Raw genomic sequence first — 21,321 nt, 5'->3', positions numbered from 1 at the left:
TTCGCATTTATGGAGAGGTAAAAAAAAGCTCCCTAATCAAATAACTTAGGGAGCTCTGTCCAGGCTTAACTTATTGGTGATCCCGGTGCTGTAGTTTCATGTGGCATCATTAATCGCAATGCCCCATCTTTATCTTCAGCCATCAATATCATACCTTCAGACTCAACGCCCATCATTTTCCTAGGAGCCAAATTAATCAACATGGTTACTTGTTTACCTATTAATTCTTCAGGATTAAAATGCTCTGCTATTCCACTCAGTACCGTCCTTTTTTCCAAGCCAGTGTCTACTGTCAGCTTTATCAACTTTTTTGACTTCTTCATTTTTTCAGCTTCCAAAACCGTCACAACTCGAAGATCTAGCTTGGTAAAGTCATCAAAAGAAATATTTTCCTTCACTGCAGGCACGGTAGCATTTGCGGCTTCATTTTGCTTCTTTGCTTCCATTAATTTTTGAACTTGAGCATCAACGACTTCATCCTCTACTTTTTCAAATAACAACTCTGCCTTTCCAATCTCTTCTCCCCCTTTCAATAAATTATCAGCTCCTGCATCAGTCCATTTCAAGCCTCTTGTATTTAGCATGCTTGATAATTTTTCCGCGGTATACGGTAAAAACGGCTCACAAACAACCCCTAAATTGGCAGCAATGTTGAGCGCTATATTTAAGATGGTTGCTGTTCTCTCCTTATCTTCTTTTATGGTCTTCCAAGGCTCGGTATCCGCTAAATATTTGTTACCAAGTCTGGCAAAATCCATTACCAAACTCAAGGCTTCTCTGAATCTGTATTTTTCAATGGAAGCGGCAATTTTGTCTGGATATGCTTTCAACTCATCAATCACTTCTTGGTCATAAGGTGACAGATCGCCTCTTTCCGGAATGGATCCATGGAAGTATTTGTGGGTAAGTACGACAGCCCTATTGACAAAATTCCCAAAAATGGCGACCAATTCAGAGTTGTTTCTTCCTTGGAAGTCTTTCCAAGTAAAGTCATTGTCCTTGGTTTCAGGCGCATTTGCTGTTAGGACATACCTTAACACATCTTGCTTGCCGGGGAAGTCTTTCAAATACTCATGCAACCATACCGCCCAATTCCTTGAAGTTGAAATTTTGTCTCCTTCCAAATTCAAAAATTCATTGGCCGGCACATTGTCTGGAAGCACATATTCCCCATGTGTCTTTAATATTGCCGGGAATATGATGCAATGAAAAACAATATTATCCTTTCCTATAAAATGTACCAATTTGGTATCTTGGTCTTTCCAATAGGGCTCCCAGTCCAAGCCTTTTTCCGCCGCCCATTCCTTAGTAGAAGAAATATAGCCAATAGGTGCGTCGAACCACACATATAAAACCTTCCCTTCAGCCCCTTCTACCGGAACAGGAACTCCCCAATCCATGTCACGGGTCATAGAACGTGCCTGAAGGCCATCTCCTGCCTCTAACCACGATCGGCATTGGCCCAATACGTTGTTTTTCCAATCCCCCTTATGGTCAACCAAAATCCACTTCTTCAGGAAATCCGTATACCTGGCCAAATCCAAAAACCAATGTTTGGTTTCTTTCAAAACAGGTGAGTTTCCACTTAACTTTGATTTAGGGTTGATTAGGTCAGTAGGACTCAATGATGTCCCACACTTCTCGCACTGATCTCCATAAGCTTGATCATAGCCACACTTAGGACAAGTTCCTTCTATATACCTATCTGCCAGAAACTGGCCCGCCTCCTCATCATAGTACTGCTCGGTGGATTGCTCCAAAAACTCTCCCTTCTCATAAAGGTCTGTAAAGAAAGATGAAGCTGTCTCATGATGCACTGGTGCACTGGTTCTGGAATAATGGTCAAAACTGATTCCAAACTCCTCAAAACTGGACTTCATGATACCGTGGTATCGATCCACTATTTCTTGTGGAGTCACCCCTTCTTTTTTGGCCTTGATGGTGATCGCTACTCCATGCTCATCAGAGCCACAGATGTAGGCCACATCCTTACCTAATGAACGCAAATAACGCACATAAATATCAGAAGGAATATAACATCCTGCTAAATGCCCAATATGTAAAGGTCCGTTTGCGTAAGGCAAAGCGGAAGTAACTGTATATCTTTTGAAATCTCTTTTGCTCATAGGCTGCAAAGATAGGGAAATTTGATTTTTTTAAGAGAATAAACCCACAACCGATTTTTGGCGAATTTACTTGCTTCGAAAAGTAATTATCCCAAATCAAGAACTAGTGCTTACCTTTTTAGTCGCTGGAGTTTTGTGGGCATCAAATATCTGTGTTTTTATACTTACCAATAAGGTGATGCAAGTCCCCATCAATGCTATCACCGTAAAGGAAACCTGAAGGTTAAAGATTTCGGCAATAAAGCCGATCAGAGGTGGTCCCAACAAAAAACCGAAAAACGAAATAGTGCTGACCAAGGCTAAAGCAATTCCAGGTGAATACATTTTTGAACGACCTGCTATACTGTATGACAAAGGAATCACTGATGCTGTACCAAAACCAACCAGTAAAAACCCGGTTACTGCTGCCCAAAAGGTAGGAACTGCCACTGCAAGGATTAAGCCCAAGCCGATTAACCCACCAGAAATTCTAAGCATCACAATTTTACTCCACCTATTGGCCAGTGTATCCGAAAAAAAACGTCCTGAAGCCATTGCTGCCATAAAAGTCACATACCCCAAAGGCACTAAATCAGCCCCTGCCATAACCACCTTTTTGAGATAAACTCCGCTCCAATCAAACATACATCCCTCGCACATCATCCCAAAAAATCCTACCAAACCCACTCTTAACAGAATCGCATCAGGCTTTTTCAGCACCAGCCCTCCACCGCTACCTTTTTTTTCTTCTTTGAAAAGTAATCGGTAAGCTGATAGAAGAATCAAGATCATGATCCCAGCCACTACCCAATAGTGCAACTTAGGTTCCCATTTCAATTTAATCATCAATGCACCAATGCCTGCACCGGCAAAACCTGCCAAACTCCATAATCCATGAAAGGAAGCCAGGATGCTTCTTTGATAGCCATCCTCCACCAACAAAGCCTGGGTATTCAAGGAAATATTCATGATGTTTCCCATCATTCCGAAAATAATTACTGCAGCTCCAAGTTGAAAAACACTCATCGTATAGCCTAAGCTCAAAAGCGACACAGCATAAAACATACTCCCCACTATGATAACTGTACGGCTTCCATATTTGTCCACGGCCCAACCTGCCAAAGGCAGCGCGATCAACGATCCCAAGGGCATCCCCAACAACAATGTTCCTAATTGTCCTTCGCTTAAATCAAATAATTGCTGAAAATCAGGGATTCTGGAAGCCCACGATGCAAAGCTCAATCCCGCAAGAAAAAAAAGTCCGCTTAGTGCTATACGCCTCTTTCTTAATAAGTTCATAGGTCTTTACCGATAGGTTTGTCTTACAAAGAAAAGGACTTTTTCAGCAATAAGGCCTATGCTTTTTCAATTAAAAACACAATAAACGATTGCATCAAAGTAGTTTATCTCAACTCTTCAGTATTTTGATTTCAATTTATCTACCGTATCATTAACAAGCATAAAACCCAGCATTATAAGAAAAGTGACTATAGGAGCTATATCACTTCTTAGGGCTATCCAAAAATAGGGTTACTTAACTCAATTTAATTCCTACAATAATACCGATCCTCCAACTGACCTTTTAGCTTTAAAAACTGCTGCCATTTGGGATAACTGGTCACATCATGAACGGCCTGCACTTCATCAAACATCTGCTGGGCCAAATCATATTCTCCCTGCCTAAAGGCCCGGAAGGCATGCTTCAACAATTGCATGGCCCTTGCCATTTTCAATTCTTTTTCTATCTGTTCTGCGGCCAGCCGCTGGCGGCTAAAGTCCAAACTATCCGGGCTCACTTTGACACTTTGAACTCCTATGGGGGACTTCAGTACCAAACCTTCCAAGTTGGTGCACCGACTTAAGGCCACATAGGCCTGTCCAGCTTCAAATGACCTGCTGATGTCCAAAATGGCCCTTTCAAAAGTAAGCCCCTGGCTTTTGTGAACGGTAATGGCCCAAGCCAATTTAAGTGGAAACTGGGTAAACGTTCCAATAATTTTAGCCTCCAAATGTTCTTCTGCCTCGTTATAGACAAACTCCACATTTTCCCAAGTTTCCCTGCGAACCTCATAGATAAAACCCCGACGGTCCTCCACTTCAATCAGGTCATTTTCCATTTTGGAAACTTTTCCGATCATTCCATTATAATATCTCCCTTCGGCATTGTTCCGCATAAAGATCACTTGCGCCCCCAACTTCAAAGTCAGGTCGATCGGATCAAAAGGAGCCAAATTCAGTGGAAAATCATCCTTGATTTCGGCAGGGTAAGTGCGTGGCTCCTTTTTCAGCTCTGCCAGTTTCTGCTTATTGATTTCGGATATAGTGGCATTGTGTGTGCCAATAAGGATATACTCCTGATCCAATAACTCAAACTGGTATTTACTGGCTGTGGCATTTAGAATCCTTAAATCTTCCTCTGAGTGGTCACTTTCTCGGATCCTGTTGAGTATATCCTTAAACTGCTCATCCTTTTGCCTGTAGATTTTTTGCAATTCAATATGAATCGGCTGAAGGGCTTTAAAAGCATGCGAAGAAAAGAAAAACCTCGACTGATAATGGGGCGCCAAATGTTCCCAATCCGTGCTTCTCACTACTGGAGGCAATTGGAAAGGATCACCGATAAAGATCATCTGCACCCCTCCAAAGGGTAAATGCATCTTCTTTCTGTACACCCTCAATAATTGATCGATCACGTCCAAAATCTCCACCCGCACCATAGAAACCTCGTCAATCACCAAAATATCCATGCGGTTCAAAAGGTCTCGGTGTTTTTTGCGGTACTGAAACTGCTCAAAGATGGACATGCCTTTTTCCTTGGCCTTCGGCTGCAAACGAGGGTCGCCAGGCAAAAATATTTGCCGCGGATCGATCTTAAAAAACGAATGGATGGTTTTTCCCTTGGCATTGATGGCCGCCACTCCAGTAGGTGCGACCACTGCCATATTTTTGTCCCGGTTAAGCTTCCTTAGGGTATGAAGAAAGGTAGTTTTGCCTGTTCCTGCTTTTCCTGTAAGAAACAAAGACCTCTCAGAAAACAAAGCCACCTCCAAAGCATGGATAAATGCCTCGTTGCTGGTGTCGAGTCCTTGGGATGAAAATTCTTGGTATAAATAGTCCTTGATGGAAAAAGCCATAGGCAAATGTACTATTTTTTATCAGCTGAAGGCACCTGCCTACTAGCCAAACTAAATTAAGCGCTTTTTCCAATAGCCCATTTTGAAATAGACAAAGGCAACTGTGGCAGAAATCCAGTTGGAGATAGGGAAGGCCCAATAAATTCCTTCATGCGCTAAACTCGTATGATAGGCCAAGTAATATCCCAAGGGAAACCTGATGATCCAAAGGTTCAAAAAAGAGATAAACATGGACGCTTTCGTAAAACCAGCTCCATTAAAGGTGCCATTGATCACTTGCTGTACCCCCAAAAAACCAAAACTAGGCCCCATAATTTTGATAAACAAAGCCCCATCATGAATTACCTGTGGTTCATTGGGCACAAAAAAACGAACCAGGTTTTCGGCAAAAACAAAGAGCAAAGCTCCTATTCCCGTCAAACCAAAAAAAGCAATCTTAGTACTTAAGAACCCAGTCTTCTCAGCTCTTTTGGTCTTGCGGGCACCGATATTCTGCCCCACCAAAGTGGTGGTCGCAATGGCCAAACCCAAAGCAGGAATAATCACAAAACTCAAAATCCTCGCCCCAATACCATAGGCTGCCACTACTTCACTGCCAAAACTGGTTACCAAAACCACCATCATGGTCATGCCTAAAGCCCGGGCAGACTGTTCCATACTGGAGGGCAAACCTAACTGAAAGAGCTTCTTGGTCCATGGCCAATCAAATTTCATTTCTGAAAAATGAATTCTAATCCCATGTTTTCCCTTCCAAAGAATATACATTCCGGCCACCGCGGACAAACCCTGTGTGATTACACTGGCCACAGCAGCTCCTGACACCCCAAATCCAGGAACAGGTCCAAAACCATAAATAAATAGGGGATCCAAAATCAAATTCAAAAAGACCGTCACCAGAATCACATAGACAGGCAACAGGACATTACCAATGCCACGCATCAAAGACTGGAAGACAAAAAACATAAAGAGAAAGACAAAGCCCAATGCGGACACTTTAAAGTAGGATACCGAATCTGACAGCACCTCTGGCCCAGCACCAATCAATCTCATCAATGGACCTGCAGAGAAATAACCAATCAACGCCAAAAATACAGACACCACAAATACCACAATCACTGTCTGTGAGGAAGCATAATTTACTTTAGATTGGTCATTGGCTCCCTTATGCTGGGACACAAAGACAGTCCCGGCCAAAGTCAACCCAGCCCCTAATGAAAGGATCAAAAATAGGATGGGAAAACTGATACTCACCGCTGCCACAGCATTGGCACCAAGACGCCCCAGCCAGAAGGTATCAATCAACTGATAGGCGGTCTGCAATACATTGGCCAAAATAATCGGAATAGCCAATTGTGTCAATGCGGTAATGATCTTTCCCTCGGTGTATGTTTTCTCTTTTGATGCCCCCATAAAAATCAATTGATTCAAAGATAAACATTCACATAGAAATAAAAGTCCGAGCCTGATCAATACTTTACTATTTCCTTTTCACCGATAAAAGAATTCTAGAAAACAACTACCATCCTCCTGTAAAAAAAACACTGTTCATTTATAATTTACAACACTTCATAACTATTTTATATCAACTTAACATCAATTAACCTTATCATCGCTCGCAATAGGTGGAGTCAAAAAACTTTGATAAATTAGGAAGAGTATTTTTTAATAGAGAGCGTGATTGAGTACCTTCGTGGTTCGGAAAAAAATAAAAATTATATAGCTATATGGAAATTACTGGTAAAATCATTCAAGTCCTTCCAGAACAATCTGGAAACGGAAGAAACGGAACTTGGAGAAAAAGAGACTATGTCCTAGAAACAGAAGGACAGTATCCTAAAAAAGTTTGCATGACAGTTTGGGGAGATAAGATCGATCAATTCAACATGCAGCAGGGTGATGCGGTAAAGGCCGGAATCGAGATTGAAAGTCGCGAATTTAACAGTCGATGGTACACAGATGTGAAAGTTTGGAGAGTGGACAAGCAAGGAGACAGCCCAGCTGGTGGACAGGCAAGTGCAGGCTCACCGGAAGTCACTACTTTCAATGATGACAGTGGAGAAGATATTTTGCCTTTCTAATAGGTAGAGATTTCTCAAAAAGACTATATTTAAGCGATCATATGATCGCTTTTTTTTTGAGTATAAAACAGAAATAACCTATGTGGGACGATTTTGAAGACGATGACAACTGGGACAGCGGAGATGAAGAAGATTTTAGAAAAGAACAGGATCGGATCAGGAAACATCCTTTGATGCAAAAGGCCGATGACATCATGCACCTCACCGAAGCTTTGGTAGGCGCACTTGATGAAACCGCCAAAGAGATGTATGGAACTTTTATGTTGGAAGATGCCACCGTTATCTGTGGGAAGTTTGCTGGTGCAGAAGGAGTAGATGATTTTATCCTGAAAATGGAAAATGCCGTCTTTATGAAAGTACATGCCAGACACCTTAACTCCATGACCTACTCTGTGGCCATGGTGGACACTCATGCCGAGGAACACCTGCAATTGCTTCGGGATGCCATCAGTGATTTTCAAGGACTATTTGTGCAGTGGGTCAAAGGTTTTGATCCTTCCAATAAATATGATGATGGCTGGGGACTGTTTTTAGACTAGTGGCTCAATCCTTAAGCGCTGTTGCTTTCACCGCTCATGATACCTTCCATTGTATAAAACCCCGAGAACAAAAAATGGCTCCCTTTAACCCCAAAGATCACTGGGAAAATATCTATCAGACCAAAAAGCTTCAGGAAGTCAGCTGGTACCAGAAAAAGCCCGAAACTTCCTTGGAATTTATCCAGCAAACAGGCTTGCCCCTTACCGCGAAAATTATCGATGTCGGGGGAGGGGATAGCTTTTTGGTCGACCACTTGCTGAAAATGGGCTATCAGGACATCACGGTTCTCGATATCGCTCATCAGGCCATTGAACGTGCCAAACAAAGATTGGGAGATCAGGCCAAAAAAGTTAAATGGATCGTCAAAGACATAACCAATTTTCAGGTTATTGAAGCCTATGACATTTGGCACGACCGAGCGGCCTTTCACTTCTTAACTGAAGAAATAGATATCCAAGCCTATGTCTACAATGCCAGCAAAAGTCTCAAACGAAATGCTTATATGATGATCGGTACATTCTCAGAAATTGGACCGAAAAAATGTAGCGGCATAGCCATCAAACAATATTCCGCTCAAACACTTACCAAAAGGTTTAAAAACGATTTTGTACCACTGGAAAGTCAGGAAATACAGCATATCACTCCCACGGGGACCATACAACATTTTGTGTTTGGAAGTTTTAGAAAAAAGTAGGGTAAAGTCAGCTCACGGATTTCCCAAATTCAAAACCAAAATAAGCCCCAGCAATCATTAAGCCCAATGCAATAGCTATCAAAAGCAGCAATACTCCCAAAGGCATTTCCCAGTCTTCAGATCCCAACCGAAATTTGATATTCTTTTTAAAATCAATCATAAGGGTAAAAATACAGCACCAATTGGATTATGTTGGAAATGCCAGCATAAAATTTAAATCACCAAGATCAACTTTGAACTTTGGAAAATTATCTTGGCTAAATTCAAGCCCACTTTCTCTAATTTCCGGTAATTTCTTTCAACTTTTCAAAAAACTGTATTTTACGCTTGGAATTTATTTCCCAGTCCACCGGAACACTTTGAAAACCTGACTCATAGCCTTCACCATCCCTTCTAAAATCAAAATAACCCCAAGATGCATAACTGGCTATAGATGAAAATAAATTATTGGTTTCTAGGTCATAATCATAATGATCATCTTCATTGAATAGGATAGGTTTGGGGGAGTAGGCTGCTGAAGCCCTTACTCGATCTACTAAATCCGTGATATCCTCTGGGCTTGCTCCATTGCCATGAAGCAACACAAAATCCGAATGCCTGATGATCGTATCTGAGGGTACTTTTTTGCCGCTGTAACTTGTACTTACCAATAGTTGGTTTCTGCTGATCTTTTTCACCCTTTTGATCAGTTCAGTGACGCGATCTGGTTTTAGAATATCATGATCGTAGTGAATGTCACACTCATTGTTTATTTCAATTAACACGTTGCCATACCCTTTTCTTATAATCCAGCGGGTGATATTGTCCACGGCGTTGATCACCGCAGGCTCATCTTTCAAAACTTGATCTTGCCCAAAATAAAAATAGCCGAGAATAACCACCATATTCAATTCATCTGCCCTTTCTAAAATTTTCTCTAGCCTATTTATATATGCTGACCTAAGGTTTCCGAGACTATCGAAAGTAGAGTTTATCCAATCCTTATTGCCATAACCTGTAGGACTTCCCCCTTGTAAATTCAAGGTAAAGGCGAGCAAGCCATGTGATTTCCAGCTGGCCATGGCCTTTACAAATTCACGGGTGTTTCTTTCAGGACTCCACTTTTTGGTATCAGGATAGATAAAATTCCCTCTTGTTTTTGGATTTAAGTCGTCAAAGATCCCTTGCACCATTCTCGCGTTGAACAACAGCCCTTCGATCTTTTGAGAATTCCAATATCTTTCTTTATAGGTAACCTCATTATTGATGTAAAACTGTGCTCCTTTTATGGCAATCATGGTTTTTGGCTTTGGATGATGGTCAAGTAAAAGAAATCCCATCGTAACCATCAATAATCCGATGCAAACGGCCAACCATACAATCTTCTGGTTCATATCCTATTGTTTTAGATCTTTGCCAATAAGCTTAAAAAAACTTTTAATACTTTAGAAGCCCTCTGTTTGCTGATTAAGTTACTGAATTATAAGCACAAACCTTCAAGTAAAATGAAAGAGACACTTCTATACCAGTTGTCATGTCAGTTTTAGTGATGAAAAAAAATTCAGGGTGCACTCGATGGATAAAAACAGGCAACAAAGGTTTTGGTTGGACACTAGTCCCAAGTAAGGTATCAGTCTTTTGCACAAAAAATACTTTCAAGAGAAGAGATCACCAAGGTTAACACGTATGCTTCAATGGCCAAAACTGCCAGTGATGCATACGCGCTTTCCCCAATGGCTCCCTTCTTTATACAATTTTCAGTGATTTAATCAGCTTGTCCTCAAATTCATATTGATAGGTCAAAACAAGTGGACTTCCGGGAAAGGCTCCTGAAACTTCCGCTTTTAAGATCTGGGCTTTTTCCAAATATTCCAGCGGTTTCATCGTAACCTGATATTCTCGATTAGCCTTATCTATCCAGTTCTCTATTTCCTTTTTTCCGTGATATGTTTTTCCTTCATCAAAAACAATGGCTGTTTCAGCAAAACAATCTGCATAAGCTTTGCTATCAAAATTGTCTTGCGCTTTCACTAATTCGTTCACTACATTTGGTAAGTTCATGTTCTTTATTTTTAGATGATTATTAGATGGTCGGGATAGTTCCTCCATCGATTATAAATTCGGTACCTGTCAGATAATTGGCGCTGGGAGAAACCAAAAAGCCAACCAAATCAGCAACTTCCTTGGGTAGTGCAGGCTTGCCGTAAGGGATTCCTCCCAATGCTTCCATCACGTTTTTTGTTGCTTGATCTTTTGTTATGCGGGAGCTTTCTGAAAGTCGCTCAATCATTCTTTCTGCAGATGATGTCATTATCCAACCTGGTGATACGGTCAAAACCCTCACACCTTTTGGTGAAACTTCTTTGGACAAACCTTTGCTGTAGTTGATTAATCCTGCTTTCGCTGCAGCGTAAGGTAGCGTGGAGTCGTGCAAGGGTAACCTTCCTTGGATGGATGCTATATGCACAATCACACCACTTTGCTGTGCCACCATTGATGGTAAAAACCCTCTGTCCAAACGGACCGGTGCAAGTAGATTGGTCTGAAGAGATTGTTCCCAGTCTTCATCTGTCAGTACAGCAAATCCACCACCGGTGGTTTCAGAACCGCCCAGGTTATTTACTAAAATGTCCAGCCTTCCATATTTGGACAATACTTCTTCGACTACTTTTTTTGTACCTGTAGCTGTGCTTAAATCTGCAGATATAAAATGTGTCATTTGACCGCGTTGCTTAGGTGGATTTCTTGCCGTGATGATAACACTGGCTCCTGCTTCGGATAGCCTTGCCGCAATCGCTTCTCCTGTTCCTTTTGTACCTCCTGTTACCAGAGCTATCTTGCCTGTTAAATCCTTATTGAAATTAATTTCTTGTTCCATCCTTTAAATCATTTCATACAAATTTCAAACTTATGTACAGCCCACACAAGTACGGAAATACGATTCACGTAGGGATAAATTTTTCCCCTATTGACCTTTTTGGAACATAGTTTTATTTTTGGTCTATGTATGAAAGAAAAATTCTGCCCAATCTAAATTGTGGTTTGGACCTCATAGGTGAGGTACTGTATGGCAAGTGGAAAATCCGATTGCTGTGGTTTATCAATGAAGGGCATAAGCGCCCAAGTGAATTGCAACGCAAAATTCCGGATGCCACCAGACGTGTGCTGAATATCCAACTCAAAGAGTTGGAAGAACACGAATTGGTAATCAGAAAAATCTATCCTGTAGTCCCTCCAAAAGTGGAGTACAGCTTAACTGAATTTGGTAAAACATTGGTTCCCGTGATTACGGCGCTGGGAAATTGGGGAGATGAAAATGAGGAGCGTCTGCGAAAAGTCATTTTACAACGCCTAAATCCTGAAAATCATTAGTTGAAGGACAAAAAGCTACCTATATGCCAACACCAATAAAAAACTGATATTGACCGCTTCGGTCTTCAGACTATAGTTCTACCTGGCAATTAGACAGGCTTCTGACCACTTGAACAAAGGATGCATGGTTACTGGCATCATAGCGGATAATCAGAAAGGTATTAATCAAATGTTTTCCCATTAAATGTACACACCCCACCTTAAGCCGCTCCAAAAAATAAGTTTTCTTTTATGTATACCCGCAATGGCACCAGTATTGATCAACAGTATATCCAAATGTTCGTTTTGGTTAAGCTATTGATTACTCCGGTCTTCAAGCCCCTAACCGGTTTAACAAAGTTAAAGGTTACTGGAACCATTGCGGATAACCCGATTGATTTTAAATCAATCTTTTAAAATATAAGTTGTTTTATAGTCTTCAAGACCAGATTTTAGACAACCAAACTCAATTAGTATCTCTTGCAATTATCTCAATAATTAAACGGGCCTAAAAGGAAAGTAAATGCCCAGGCTTGGTCGTCATTTTACCAAGTGGTGGGGCAAACTGAGTCAGCTTAATATCTTTCACGGCATATTTATACTCTTCTATTGTTGGTATTCTTCCGAGAATAGCAGACAGTACTACAACTGGAGTTGAAGCCAATAAAGATTCTCCTTTCTTACGTTCAGAATCTGCTACAACCCGCCCTTGAAATAAGCGAGTGGAAGTAGCCATAACCGTATCTCCTTTTTCTGCTTTTTCTTGGTTACCCATGCAAAGGTTGCACCCAGGACGCTCCAAATACAATATATTTTCGTATTCTGTACGAGCAGTAGTTTTTGGATCGGTATCATTAAACTCAAAACCGGAGTATTTCTCCAATATTTCCCAATCACCTTCTTCTTTTAGCTCCTCAATGATATTATAGGTTGGAGCGGCTACTACAAGTGGTGCCTTGAATTCTACTTTACCGTATAATTCTTCCAAGTTTTTCAACATTTTGGCTACGATCTTAATATCCCCTTTGTGAACCATACAAGAGCCAACAAAACCAAGATCGACAATTTTATCACCACCATAGTAAGATAATTCCCGAATAGTGTCGTGAGTGTATCGCCTGGAAACATCTTCATTATTTACATCCGGGTCAGCAATCATCGGTTCATCAATGATATCTAAGTCAACCTCAAATTCTGCATAATATTTAGCATTTTCGTCGGGAGCCAACGGTGGTTTTTCGCCAGACTTAATCTCATCAATCCTTTTATTTGCTTTGTCTATAAGACTTTGAAGCACCTGCTTTTCATTGTCCATGCCTTTTTCAATCATTATTTTGATTCGGCTCTTGGCTATTTCTAAAGACTGAATAAGCGTATCAGGTTGTGAAATACAAATAGATGCTTTTGCTTTCATTTCGGCCGTCCAATCCGTAAAGGTAAATGCCTGGTCTGCAAGCAGGGTACCAATATGTACTTCTATAATTCTACCTTGAAATACATTTTCCCCCTTAAAATGCTTGAGCATCTGTGCCTGTGTGGCGTGAACTACATCACGGAAATCCATGGAGTCTGCCATTTTTCCCTTAAAAGTTACTTTTACAGATTCCGGAATGGACATGGATGCTTCACCAGTAGCTAAAGCAAGCGCTACCGTACCTGAATCTGCACCAAAAGCTACTCCTTTTGACATTCTTGTATGGGAATCACCTCCAATGATAATCGCCCAATCATCAATAGTAATATCGTTAAGTACTTTATGGATTACATCAGTTAATGGATGATAAACTTCTTTAGGATCACGACCGGTAATTAATCCAAAGTCGTTCATAAATTTCATTAATCTGGGGGTATTCGCTTGTGCTTTCAAATCCCAGACAGAGGCCGTATGGCAACCTGATTGATATCCGGCATCAACAATTGGTGAAATTACCGTAGCGGCCATCATCTCTAACTCCTGTGAAGTCATCAATCCTGTCGTATCTTGCGAACCTACAATATTTACATTGACCCGAACGTAGGATCCTGCGTGTAGAGTTGCTCCGGAAGTACCAACTGCATTTTTGTTAAATATTTTTTCTACAGCTGTAAGTCCCTGACCTTTATGCGTAACCTCTTTGGAAGGAGCATAAACAGGAGGCACATCGATTCCTAATGTATTGGCTGCAAAAGTTTGTAGCTTTTTACCGAAAACAACGGCATAAGATCCTTTGGCTCTTATGAACTCCATTTTCTGAGGAGTTAGGGCAGAAGCTATATCAATCAGCTCTTCGCCCTCACTATCGTATAGCTTTTTGGTTTTTGTATTAATTGTAAGAACGGTTCCCGTATCAACAGAATAGGTTTGTTTTAATATAGGGTCACCATTTTCATCCACGATCAGGTTACCCTCATCATCAACCTGTTTTACCCAGTTTTTCAAATCTAAACCAATACCACCTGTAACGCCAACAGTAGTTAAGAAAATAGGGGATATGCCATTTGTTCCTGCAACAATAGGAGCAATATTGATATATGGAACGTAAGGGCTTGCTTGTTTTCCAATCCACAGGGCAACATTGTTTACCCCAGACATTCTTGAAGAGCCTACACCCATTGTGCCTTTTTCGGCCAATAGCATTACTCTTTTATCAGGGTGGGCTTCTTTTAATTCCAGTAGTTCCTTTTGCCTTACTTCATCAAATTCAAACATACATTGACCATGCAGCTCTCTGTCTGCTCTTGAATGCGCTTCTTTACCTGGTGAGAGCAAATCGGTAGAAATATCGCCCACTCCGGCTACAAAGGTTACTACTTTTATTTCTTCCTCTACTTCGGGTAATTGGGTGAAAAATTCTGCTTTGGCGTAGCTTTCCAACAGCTCTTTCGCAATTGGGCTGCCCTTTTTGAATGCATTTTCTAAGCGCTCCATATCAGCCTCGTACAAGAAAACTTGCGTTTTCAAAACATTTGCGGCTTCTTCAGCTATAACCTGATCCGTGCCTAAGGCCAAATCCAATAACACATCTATGGAAGGCCCTCCTTTCATGTGCGATAATTGTTCGAAAGCAAAGGAAGGTGATATTTCTTTTACAACTGATTTACCGAGAATGATCTCTTTTAAAAACTGAGCCTTTACACTTGCAGCACTTGTAGTACCGGGCAACACATTATAAATAAAGAAATTAAGGGAATCCTTTCTATGCTCGTGATTTTCATCTTTGATTTGTTCAATGATTTCACTGAGCAATTCGGCTCCATCAATAGGTAAAGGGTGAAGCCCTTGGGCTTCTCTATCAACAATCTGTTTTAAATATTCGCTATATGTACTCATGTTTTTATCTTTTCTAGAAGAACTCATTTTAAAAAATAAAGCAGTGAAAATACGAACTTTACCCCAGTTTTAGAAAATCTTTAGCAGATCTTTTTTCAGAAGCAATAATCTTTGAAGTATGCGCTGAGCCAAAACGCCGTGTTCATTTTTAAATTTGTATATCCGCAATTCTACCAGTAAAGATTAAAAGCGAGTAGAAAATACCCTTTTGATTAAAGTATCAACTGCTTTGGTCTTCAGATCTATCTGGCAGTTAGACAGGCTTCCGACCACTTGAGCAATGGATGTATGGTTACTGGCATCAAAGCGGATAATCAGATTTTTAAACTGATCATTCATAAAAGCCATATGTAATTTCATGAGCTTCCATAAAATTGATATTCTACGAACTAAATCAACCATAAGGCGGTGCTGTTAAAAGCACTGAACTTTTGTAAACCATCTTGGCTATAAAGCGTACAGGTTAACTTTGTTTTTTGCTTTTGTGTCTTTTCAGAATTTTCACAATTCTGTTGTTGATGATTTCTGACAAGTTCCAATTGTACAGTTTAGGATCAGTGGTACTATAGAACTCGACAATAACCGCATCAAGGTCTTTGTGGTATGCTGCAAAACTTTGGTATCCCGGAACCCAACCTGCATGTTTATACTCATAAATGGAAGCATATATTTCCTGTTCTCCCTGTTCAAACAATGATCCATCATTCAATGCTCTCAGAAAAGTGCCTACATCTTCTGCTGTCGCCAACATGCCATAGTCGTCTCCTTTTAAATCAAAGGGATGGCCTACATGATAGCCACTCATCACACTGTCCATATTCACTTCACTGAGTGAACCATAAGTATGGTTTAGGTTTAGCGGGGCTAGAATTCTTTCCTGAACGAACTGAAAGTGACCATAACCCAGCACATCATCCATTATCTTACCAATGAGAAGATAATTGGTATTACAATATTCATAGTCTTCTCCGGGTTCAAAGTTGGCTGGCTTGTCCAGGATCAATGCAAGACTTCCCTCATAAGTCTCCGTTGGTGCAGCCCAAAAGTTGGGAACATCTGTAAAATTGGGAATGCCACTTCTATGCTGTATCATCAACCTCAAAGTGATTTTGTCAGCGTTTTCGATTCTTCCCTTAAGATTAGGCAAATAATCGGCGATGGTTTTATCTAGAGAAAGCCGCCCATCACTGACCAATTTGGTAACCGCCACGGCATCATATAGCTTGCTAATGCTGGCAATTTTAAATAATGCCTTTGGATTGGCAGGGATCTTGGATTCTCGATTATGCCAACCAGAAGCAAAGTACTGAGGGGGTTTACCCGTTTGGTCCACATAAACAATCATTCCTTCAAACCCATGGCCGATAGCTTCTTCTACCTGTTCCTGAACAGTATCAGGCAGTGGAAGTATCCACGCCTTGACCAAGAGCCATGGAACAAAGAATAAGGACGCTATGGACGCCATAATAAATATCATCCGCAGGAATAGCTTTGTTTTTTTCTTTGTCATGATACAGGAATGTGGTTTTCTCAATTGTAAAAGTGGTCTCGCATAACCGCTTGTTACAAGATTAAAGATAGTAATTTTGGGTTTAGGGCTAATCTTGGCAATAGCGAGTGGATATGGGGACAGCAGAGCTTAGGGGGACACTTCACTCCAAAACCAAAACAACCGTCCATAAAGCAGTATCAAAGTAAAAAAACAAAGCTCCGAAAAAACCATCAACAAACCACGAAAAATAAAAAAGAAAAAGCTTTTCCCAGAACTAACCCATTTCCAGCAACAATTCGTTCCGCACTGCATTCAGGTTTGCCTGACAAAGGTTAGGCCTGCCTGTCCACTTTGGCAGGGTTGGCAGTTCCAACCGTCAGAATAATTAGTAGTTTAGTTATTACCGTATTTATTTATTTTCTTTTTCTTAATCACTCCTTCATCAAAGTTAGTCGAGTAGGTTATTTCGATTTCGTTGTCGTTAGAACTAATCTCTACTGTTTCAAAGTCAATTGGACCTTCTCCTTCTAATTCCCATTTTCCGTAATTTTTCTCAAGTATCAGTAATTGTCGTTCCTTAATTTCGTATGGGCAGCAAGGTGCCATAAATCCTTGAAACGGAGTCGAGATGATAATTTCGTTTTCCTCAAATTCTTTTTCGTCAGGAATCAACGGAAATAAGACTACTGATAAAACTAATGCCCAAACTATTCCACGAAAAATTAGTCCGAGCATCGACAAAACTCCAATTAATGGGTAAATCGAGAAATAGAGGGTTATTTTCTTAAATGGTTTCAAATAGAAAAAGAAAAGTATCAGTCCACTGATAACCGCTAAAACCTTAATTCCAAACGCTATGTTTCCTCCAAGACTGTATGCTGTCAACGATTTAATAATTGCATTCAAAATCGCTATCGTTAAAGTAGTCAAGTGAAGTTCTATCAATATTTTCCGCAGTCGCATTTTATCTTCTGGTGGCATCTAACGGTATCCTATAACCGTCAGCTGGGTGGAAATTACTTTTCTTCGGTTAAGAACTTATGATAGCAATTCCGAGTGGATTCGGAAGTAGTCGAATCTACTGTAATTGCGGTTATAAATTGTTAAAACGTTTTTTATTAAAATTTTTGATATTCGTTTTTAATCTTGTCATTTAGTTTAATCCACTCCAGATTATCCTTAATTTCTATTATTTCCACGTTTATATCTGATTCAAATTTCGGTGGTGTTTTCGGTTTTTGAGTTGAATAAATTTTCAGAGTGTCATTTTCCATCTTGTAAATTATTCCACCAAATCCGTGAAAAATATATTCAGAGATTGAGTCAGGTTGAAATTCAAGGTCTGACTTTGTCGAAATCACAGAAATTTTGTGGTCAGCAGTCAATCCCCAATTTTTGCTTTTCAGATAAAGAGAGGTTTTTTTATTAGGGAAGTAAATCTGTTCCTTTTCAAATACAGGTTTTCCGATTTCGTCCCAACTTGCTAATTCACGCTCAACTTTCATTCCGAGCCAGAATGACAGTAAAATTAATACAGTCGAAATTATTATTAAAGTTTCTTTTTTCAATTCAGATTTCGGATTTTCCTAAATGTTCTACAACGTTGCTACTGAGCTTTTGGGCGGATTTTACAAACGCTAAACTGTCGGCTGTGACCAAAGATAGCAGAAGAGAAAAAACCACGCGGCAAGCCGTCAGCCCACCTGTCCACTTTGGCAGGCTTGATCGATCCAGCCACACGAATGTTCAGTTTCTATGTATAGTTATTTTTCCTCTAGTAAATTTATTAGAGCTAAGACTCTTTCTTTTACAAATGAAGATTTTTCTCCATATACCATTAATTTATAATCATTCGGTAAAAAGCCAATTTCACCTGATTCTTTCTGGTATTCATCTTGGATATTTCGGAAAAAAATGTCCCGTTCCTTAAGCCATTGTCTCTGTTGCTCCCTTAATTTTTCATAGTTGGTTTTGTTGTTCGATTTAATCAGGTCTTTGTAGACAACGTTCAGCATGCTATCCATTTGGAAATAATAAGCCTTTTCGGTTTCTAACATTCCATTTCCTGTATCAAGTTTTTCTTGATTTACTTTAGTCAAGTTGTCTAATACCATTTTGTAATCATTAGCCTCTTGCACTAAAGCTATTTCATGGTCAGAAATATTATTATTCTTGTCTTTTTTTTCAGTGCTGCAACAAGATGTAAATAGAATCAGGAAAGGTAAAAGTAGTTTTATTTTCATGATTTAGGGAATTATACACAACGGTTTGAATATGTTGCGTTTGGCAATTAAGCGCTATAAACTTCATATTTAGAACTATTTGCCTAATGCAATATATTTTTGTTAGCCAAAGTTTTAATATCTCACTAGGCGAGGCGCCTGTTCTTGAATTTGAGAAACATCTTCTGAAGATATTTTGTATTTTATTATATTACTTGTCTTTCCTGAACTGGACATAATTACAGTTCTAAATGTTCTTTCAAAATCTGGGTTGTAACAATAGTTTATTGCATAATTTCCACTTTTATCTTGATAAATTATATCTTGAGAATGTATCCCACCTTGACTTAAAATAACCTTTGTAAATTTTTCTCCTTCTGCATTTTTAATCTGATAAGTCTCTCTTATGTGTATTAAAGATTCCTCGCAAATATGTCCAGCATCATTTTTAAAAAACTCTACTTTAAGTAGCTTGACATCTAAGTCAGGTGATAATTGGTTGTCACCTAAATAATAGATTGGAATTCCAATAATTAGCAATGACAGTCCAGCCCAAAAAAGTCTTATGCTGTTTTTTCTATCAACTTCAATTTTAAAAGCCTTTGTAATTCCAGATAAACCTAAAAATATTATACCACCTATTGTAATAATGAATGCGAGTGGTTTGTCTAAAAGTGAGTTTATTATTTCTTCCATATTAGTTGATTTAAATTTTGCCTAACATCCAGCTATAAAGAGGTGGGGATTAGAAAGCACTAACCTCTCGTCTCGCACATAGCCACGCCTTGATTTAAAATTAAAACTTGTGGTGGACTTTCCAATCCCCACAACAGTATCCTTACCGATAAAACCCCATTCATTCATAGCATTTGTTGAACGAATCCAGCTAAAGCAGGAAGCCGGCATGATTGTCCGGATCTTCCTAAATTAGCCTTATCGTAAATTTTAAACATTTTAAGCTATGAAAAAAAGCCAGACCATCATTGAAAGGGCCATTGAAAATGTTCCGGGATTTGCCCTTCAGTTCAAAAGGCTAAGAAGTGCTCCTGAAAAAAAGCGAAAAGCCCCTTTCCCCCTTCAGGAAATGCCCATGCTGCAGGACCGGCACACTGCATACGGTGGCACGCTTCGACCAAAGGGGGCCACCAGTCTTTTGGGTGAACAAAATCAGAAAACAACAGTCGGTACACCAAACGGTGTAAGGGGAAACCTATGCCCAAAAACCAAAAAACAGCCCATAAGCTGTTCCAAAGCCCACAAAGCAGGCAAAGAAAAACCTAAACACCACCAAATAGCAGGCAAAAACGCCGCTCAGGTACCGGATTTTTCAAGCTCCAACCTCCAAAAATACAAAAGAGGAAATAGCTTTCCCCATAATTTAACCCATTCACAGCACCACTCGTTCAACACTGCATTCAGACTAGGCTGTTCCAGCCGTCAGAATGCTTAGTTATTGTAGCGCGTTTTTAATTTTTTCTTGTTCGTCAGTGGGTATGTTTTCCCAAGTAATGTTGTTATCCATTTCTAAACTCAAATTCAAACCGATTTTTACTATGTCCTTGATATGGAAGAACCATTTAGATACTGTCCATTCTCTTAAAGGTGTTGACTTAAAACCCTTTTCTTTTTCGTCCCAGTATACACCTGCGGCTTCTCGATAAACATACTGATAAGAAGGGTTTCCTTCTCCTGTTATTTTTAACATCAACTCATTGTTCTCATTAAGGACAATTGTATTTACAGTCTCTGTTTTCATTTTTCAATTCTAATTTCAATCACCTTTTTTGTTGTAGGGCCAAGCATATCCCAAGGACGTTTGTATTTCTGAATCACGTAGTCAATTTCAACAAGTTTATCGACTTGATATAGTTTGTCGTTCCCTTCTCTCGTCCAAGTCGATTTTCCACTTTCATTTTCCATTTCAAATTCTGGCCAGTCATTATGTCCAGACATATACACCTTAGAAATTGTCCCCCTTATTGTCTCTTTTGAAAGTCGACCGTCTTCAGTTGCCCGAAACCATTCTTTAGTGCCAATTAAAAGTCCATTTTCCGTTTTAAGTCCATAATCGGACTTTGGATCACTAGAAACTTCTTGCAATCTTTTAATTGCTTCTTTGTCTTCTTGAAACTTATATGCTGAAATTAATTCGGTCATTCTTCAAATGCGCTACAACGTTTTTGTGTATGGCTTGTTGCGGAAAAATCCGCAGGATTCTTTCCTGCCGTAGACCAAAGATAGTTAATTGCAATGAATTCCGATTAGGAATTCAGCCGCAATGAGCTATACACGGTGTTGAACGAATCCAGCTAAAGCAGGAAGCCGGCATGATTGTCCGGATCTTCCTAAATTAGCCTTATCGTAAATTTTAACATTTTAAGCTATGAAAAAAAAGCCAGACCATCATTGGAAAGGC

The 21,321-nt window shown here is 39.9% G+C and carries 21 protein-coding genes and 1 pseudogene; 5 read left to right on the top strand and 17 right to left on the bottom strand.

Features of this window, described 5'->3' with window-relative positions:
- Nucleotides 1–65 precede the first annotated feature (65 nt).
- From metG to IFO69_RS19835, 4 genes are all read right to left on the bottom strand, one after another.
- Nucleotides 66–2,126: a methionine--tRNA ligase gene (metG, locus tag IFO69_RS19850; RefSeq protein WP_192011895.1), complete on the bottom strand. Its 2,061-nt coding sequence runs from the start codon at nt 2,124–2,126 to the stop codon at nt 66–68.
- Between the two features lie 96 nt (nt 2,127–2,222).
- Nucleotides 2,223–3,404 (bottom strand): MFS transporter, encoded by a 1,182-nt coding sequence (locus IFO69_RS19845; protein ID WP_192011894.1) that lies wholly within the window; start codon nt 3,402–3,404, stop codon nt 2,223–2,225.
- 245 nt (nt 3,405–3,649) lie between these two features.
- On the bottom strand, nt 3,650–5,239 hold the full coding sequence (locus tag IFO69_RS19840; protein WP_192011893.1) for an ATP-dependent DNA helicase: 1,590 nt from the start codon (nt 5,237–5,239) through the stop codon (nt 3,650–3,652).
- Between the two features lie 51 nt (nt 5,240–5,290).
- A complete protein-coding gene (locus IFO69_RS19835) occupies nt 5,291–6,649 on the bottom strand; it encodes an MATE family efflux transporter (protein ID WP_192011892.1) in 1,359 nt (452 codons plus the stop codon).
- Between the two features lie 314 nt (nt 6,650–6,963).
- Here IFO69_RS19835 and IFO69_RS19830 point away from each other — a divergent pair, with 314 nt between their 5' ends.
- From IFO69_RS19830 to IFO69_RS19820, 3 genes are all read left to right on the top strand, one after another.
- Nucleotides 6,964–7,317, top strand: coding sequence for a DUF3127 domain-containing protein (locus IFO69_RS19830; RefSeq protein ID WP_192011891.1), 354 nt, complete (start codon nt 6,964–6,966; stop codon nt 7,315–7,317).
- Between the two features lie 80 nt (nt 7,318–7,397).
- Nucleotides 7,398–7,856, top strand: a complete 459-nt coding sequence (locus tag IFO69_RS19825; protein WP_192011890.1) for a hypothetical protein — start codon at nt 7,398–7,400, stop codon at nt 7,854–7,856.
- A 74-nt stretch (nt 7,857–7,930) separates the two neighbouring features.
- Nucleotides 7,931–8,551, top strand: a complete 621-nt coding sequence (locus IFO69_RS19820; RefSeq protein ID WP_192011889.1) for a class I SAM-dependent methyltransferase — start codon at nt 7,931–7,933, stop codon at nt 8,549–8,551.
- 7 nt (nt 8,552–8,558) lie between these two features.
- Here IFO69_RS19820 and IFO69_RS19815 read toward each other — a convergent pair whose 3' ends face one another.
- The 4 genes from IFO69_RS19815 to IFO69_RS19800 form a co-directional block, all read right to left on the bottom strand.
- Entirely contained in the window at nt 8,559–8,711 is a 153-nt protein-coding gene (locus tag IFO69_RS19815; RefSeq protein ID WP_192012020.1) for a hypothetical protein, read from the bottom strand.
- 118 nt (nt 8,712–8,829) lie between these two features.
- On the bottom strand, nt 8,830–9,924 hold the full coding sequence (locus IFO69_RS19810) for a hypothetical protein (protein WP_192011888.1): 1,095 nt from the start codon (nt 9,922–9,924) through the stop codon (nt 8,830–8,832).
- 352 nt (nt 9,925–10,276) lie between these two features.
- Complete coding sequence (locus tag IFO69_RS19805; RefSeq protein ID WP_192011887.1) at nt 10,277–10,591, bottom strand: nuclear transport factor 2 family protein; 315 nt, start codon at nt 10,589–10,591, stop codon at nt 10,277–10,279.
- Nucleotides 10,592–10,613: 22 nt separating this feature from the next.
- Nucleotides 10,614–11,408: an SDR family oxidoreductase gene (locus IFO69_RS19800; protein WP_192011886.1), complete on the bottom strand. Its 795-nt coding sequence runs from the start codon at nt 11,406–11,408 to the stop codon at nt 10,614–10,616.
- Nucleotides 11,409–11,533: 125 nt separating this feature from the next.
- Here IFO69_RS19800 and IFO69_RS19795 point away from each other — a divergent pair, with 125 nt between their 5' ends.
- Nucleotides 11,534–11,902, top strand: a complete 369-nt coding sequence (locus tag IFO69_RS19795; protein ID WP_192011885.1) for a winged helix-turn-helix transcriptional regulator — start codon at nt 11,534–11,536, stop codon at nt 11,900–11,902.
- A 487-nt stretch (nt 11,903–12,389) separates the two neighbouring features.
- On the opposite strand, the gene IFO69_RS19790 is transcribed toward IFO69_RS19795, so the two are convergent.
- From IFO69_RS19790 to IFO69_RS19760, 7 genes are all read right to left on the bottom strand, one after another.
- Entirely contained in the window at nt 12,390–15,191 is a 2,802-nt protein-coding gene (locus IFO69_RS19790; RefSeq protein WP_192011884.1) for a bifunctional aconitate hydratase 2/2-methylisocitrate dehydratase, read from the bottom strand.
- Between the two features lie 183 nt (nt 15,192–15,374).
- Nucleotides 15,375–15,551: a hypothetical protein gene (locus IFO69_RS19785; RefSeq protein ID WP_192011883.1), complete on the bottom strand. Its 177-nt coding sequence runs from the start codon at nt 15,549–15,551 to the stop codon at nt 15,375–15,377.
- 103 nt (nt 15,552–15,654) lie between these two features.
- Entirely contained in the window at nt 15,655–16,701 is a 1,047-nt protein-coding gene (locus tag IFO69_RS19780; RefSeq protein WP_192011882.1) for a serine hydrolase domain-containing protein, read from the bottom strand.
- A gap of 375 nt (nt 16,702–17,076) precedes the next feature.
- Nucleotides 17,077–17,568: a hypothetical protein gene (locus IFO69_RS19775; RefSeq protein ID WP_192011881.1), complete on the bottom strand. Its 492-nt coding sequence runs from the start codon at nt 17,566–17,568 to the stop codon at nt 17,077–17,079.
- Nucleotides 17,569–17,801: 233 nt separating this feature from the next.
- On the bottom strand, nt 17,802–18,251 hold the full coding sequence (locus tag IFO69_RS19770) for a hypothetical protein (protein WP_192011880.1): 450 nt from the start codon (nt 18,249–18,251) through the stop codon (nt 17,802–17,804).
- A gap of 195 nt (nt 18,252–18,446) precedes the next feature.
- Nucleotides 18,447–18,926, bottom strand: coding sequence for a lysozyme inhibitor LprI family protein (locus IFO69_RS19765; protein ID WP_192011879.1), 480 nt, complete (start codon nt 18,924–18,926; stop codon nt 18,447–18,449).
- A gap of 114 nt (nt 18,927–19,040) precedes the next feature.
- Nucleotides 19,041–19,601 carry a hypothetical protein gene (locus IFO69_RS19760; protein WP_192011878.1) on the bottom strand — a complete coding sequence of 187 codons (561 nt, stop codon included), beginning with the start codon at nt 19,599–19,601 and terminating at the stop codon, nt 19,041–19,043.
- A gap of 341 nt (nt 19,602–19,942) precedes the next feature.
- Here IFO69_RS19760 and IFO69_RS21885 point away from each other — a divergent pair.
- Nucleotides 19,943–20,107: pseudogene (locus tag IFO69_RS21885) on the top strand (IS91 family transposase); the annotation flags it as partial.
- Nucleotides 20,108–20,355: 248 nt separating this feature from the next.
- Here IFO69_RS21885 and IFO69_RS19750 read toward each other — a convergent pair.
- Complete coding sequence (locus IFO69_RS19750) at nt 20,356–20,661, bottom strand: hypothetical protein (RefSeq protein WP_192011876.1); 306 nt, start codon at nt 20,659–20,661, stop codon at nt 20,356–20,358.
- Nucleotides 20,658–21,062: a hypothetical protein gene (locus tag IFO69_RS19745; protein WP_192011875.1), complete on the bottom strand. Its 405-nt coding sequence runs from the start codon at nt 21,060–21,062 to the stop codon at nt 20,658–20,660. Before IFO69_RS19745 ends, IFO69_RS19750 begins: the two co-directional genes overlap by 4 nt.
- Nucleotides 21,063–21,321: the final 259 nt, after the last annotated feature.

Source organism: Echinicola arenosa, assembly GCF_014841125.1.
In the GTDB taxonomy this organism is placed as follows: domain Bacteria; phylum Bacteroidota; class Bacteroidia; order Cytophagales; family Cyclobacteriaceae; genus Echinicola; species Echinicola arenosa.
This window is presented reverse-complemented; position numbering and strand designations above follow the sequence as displayed.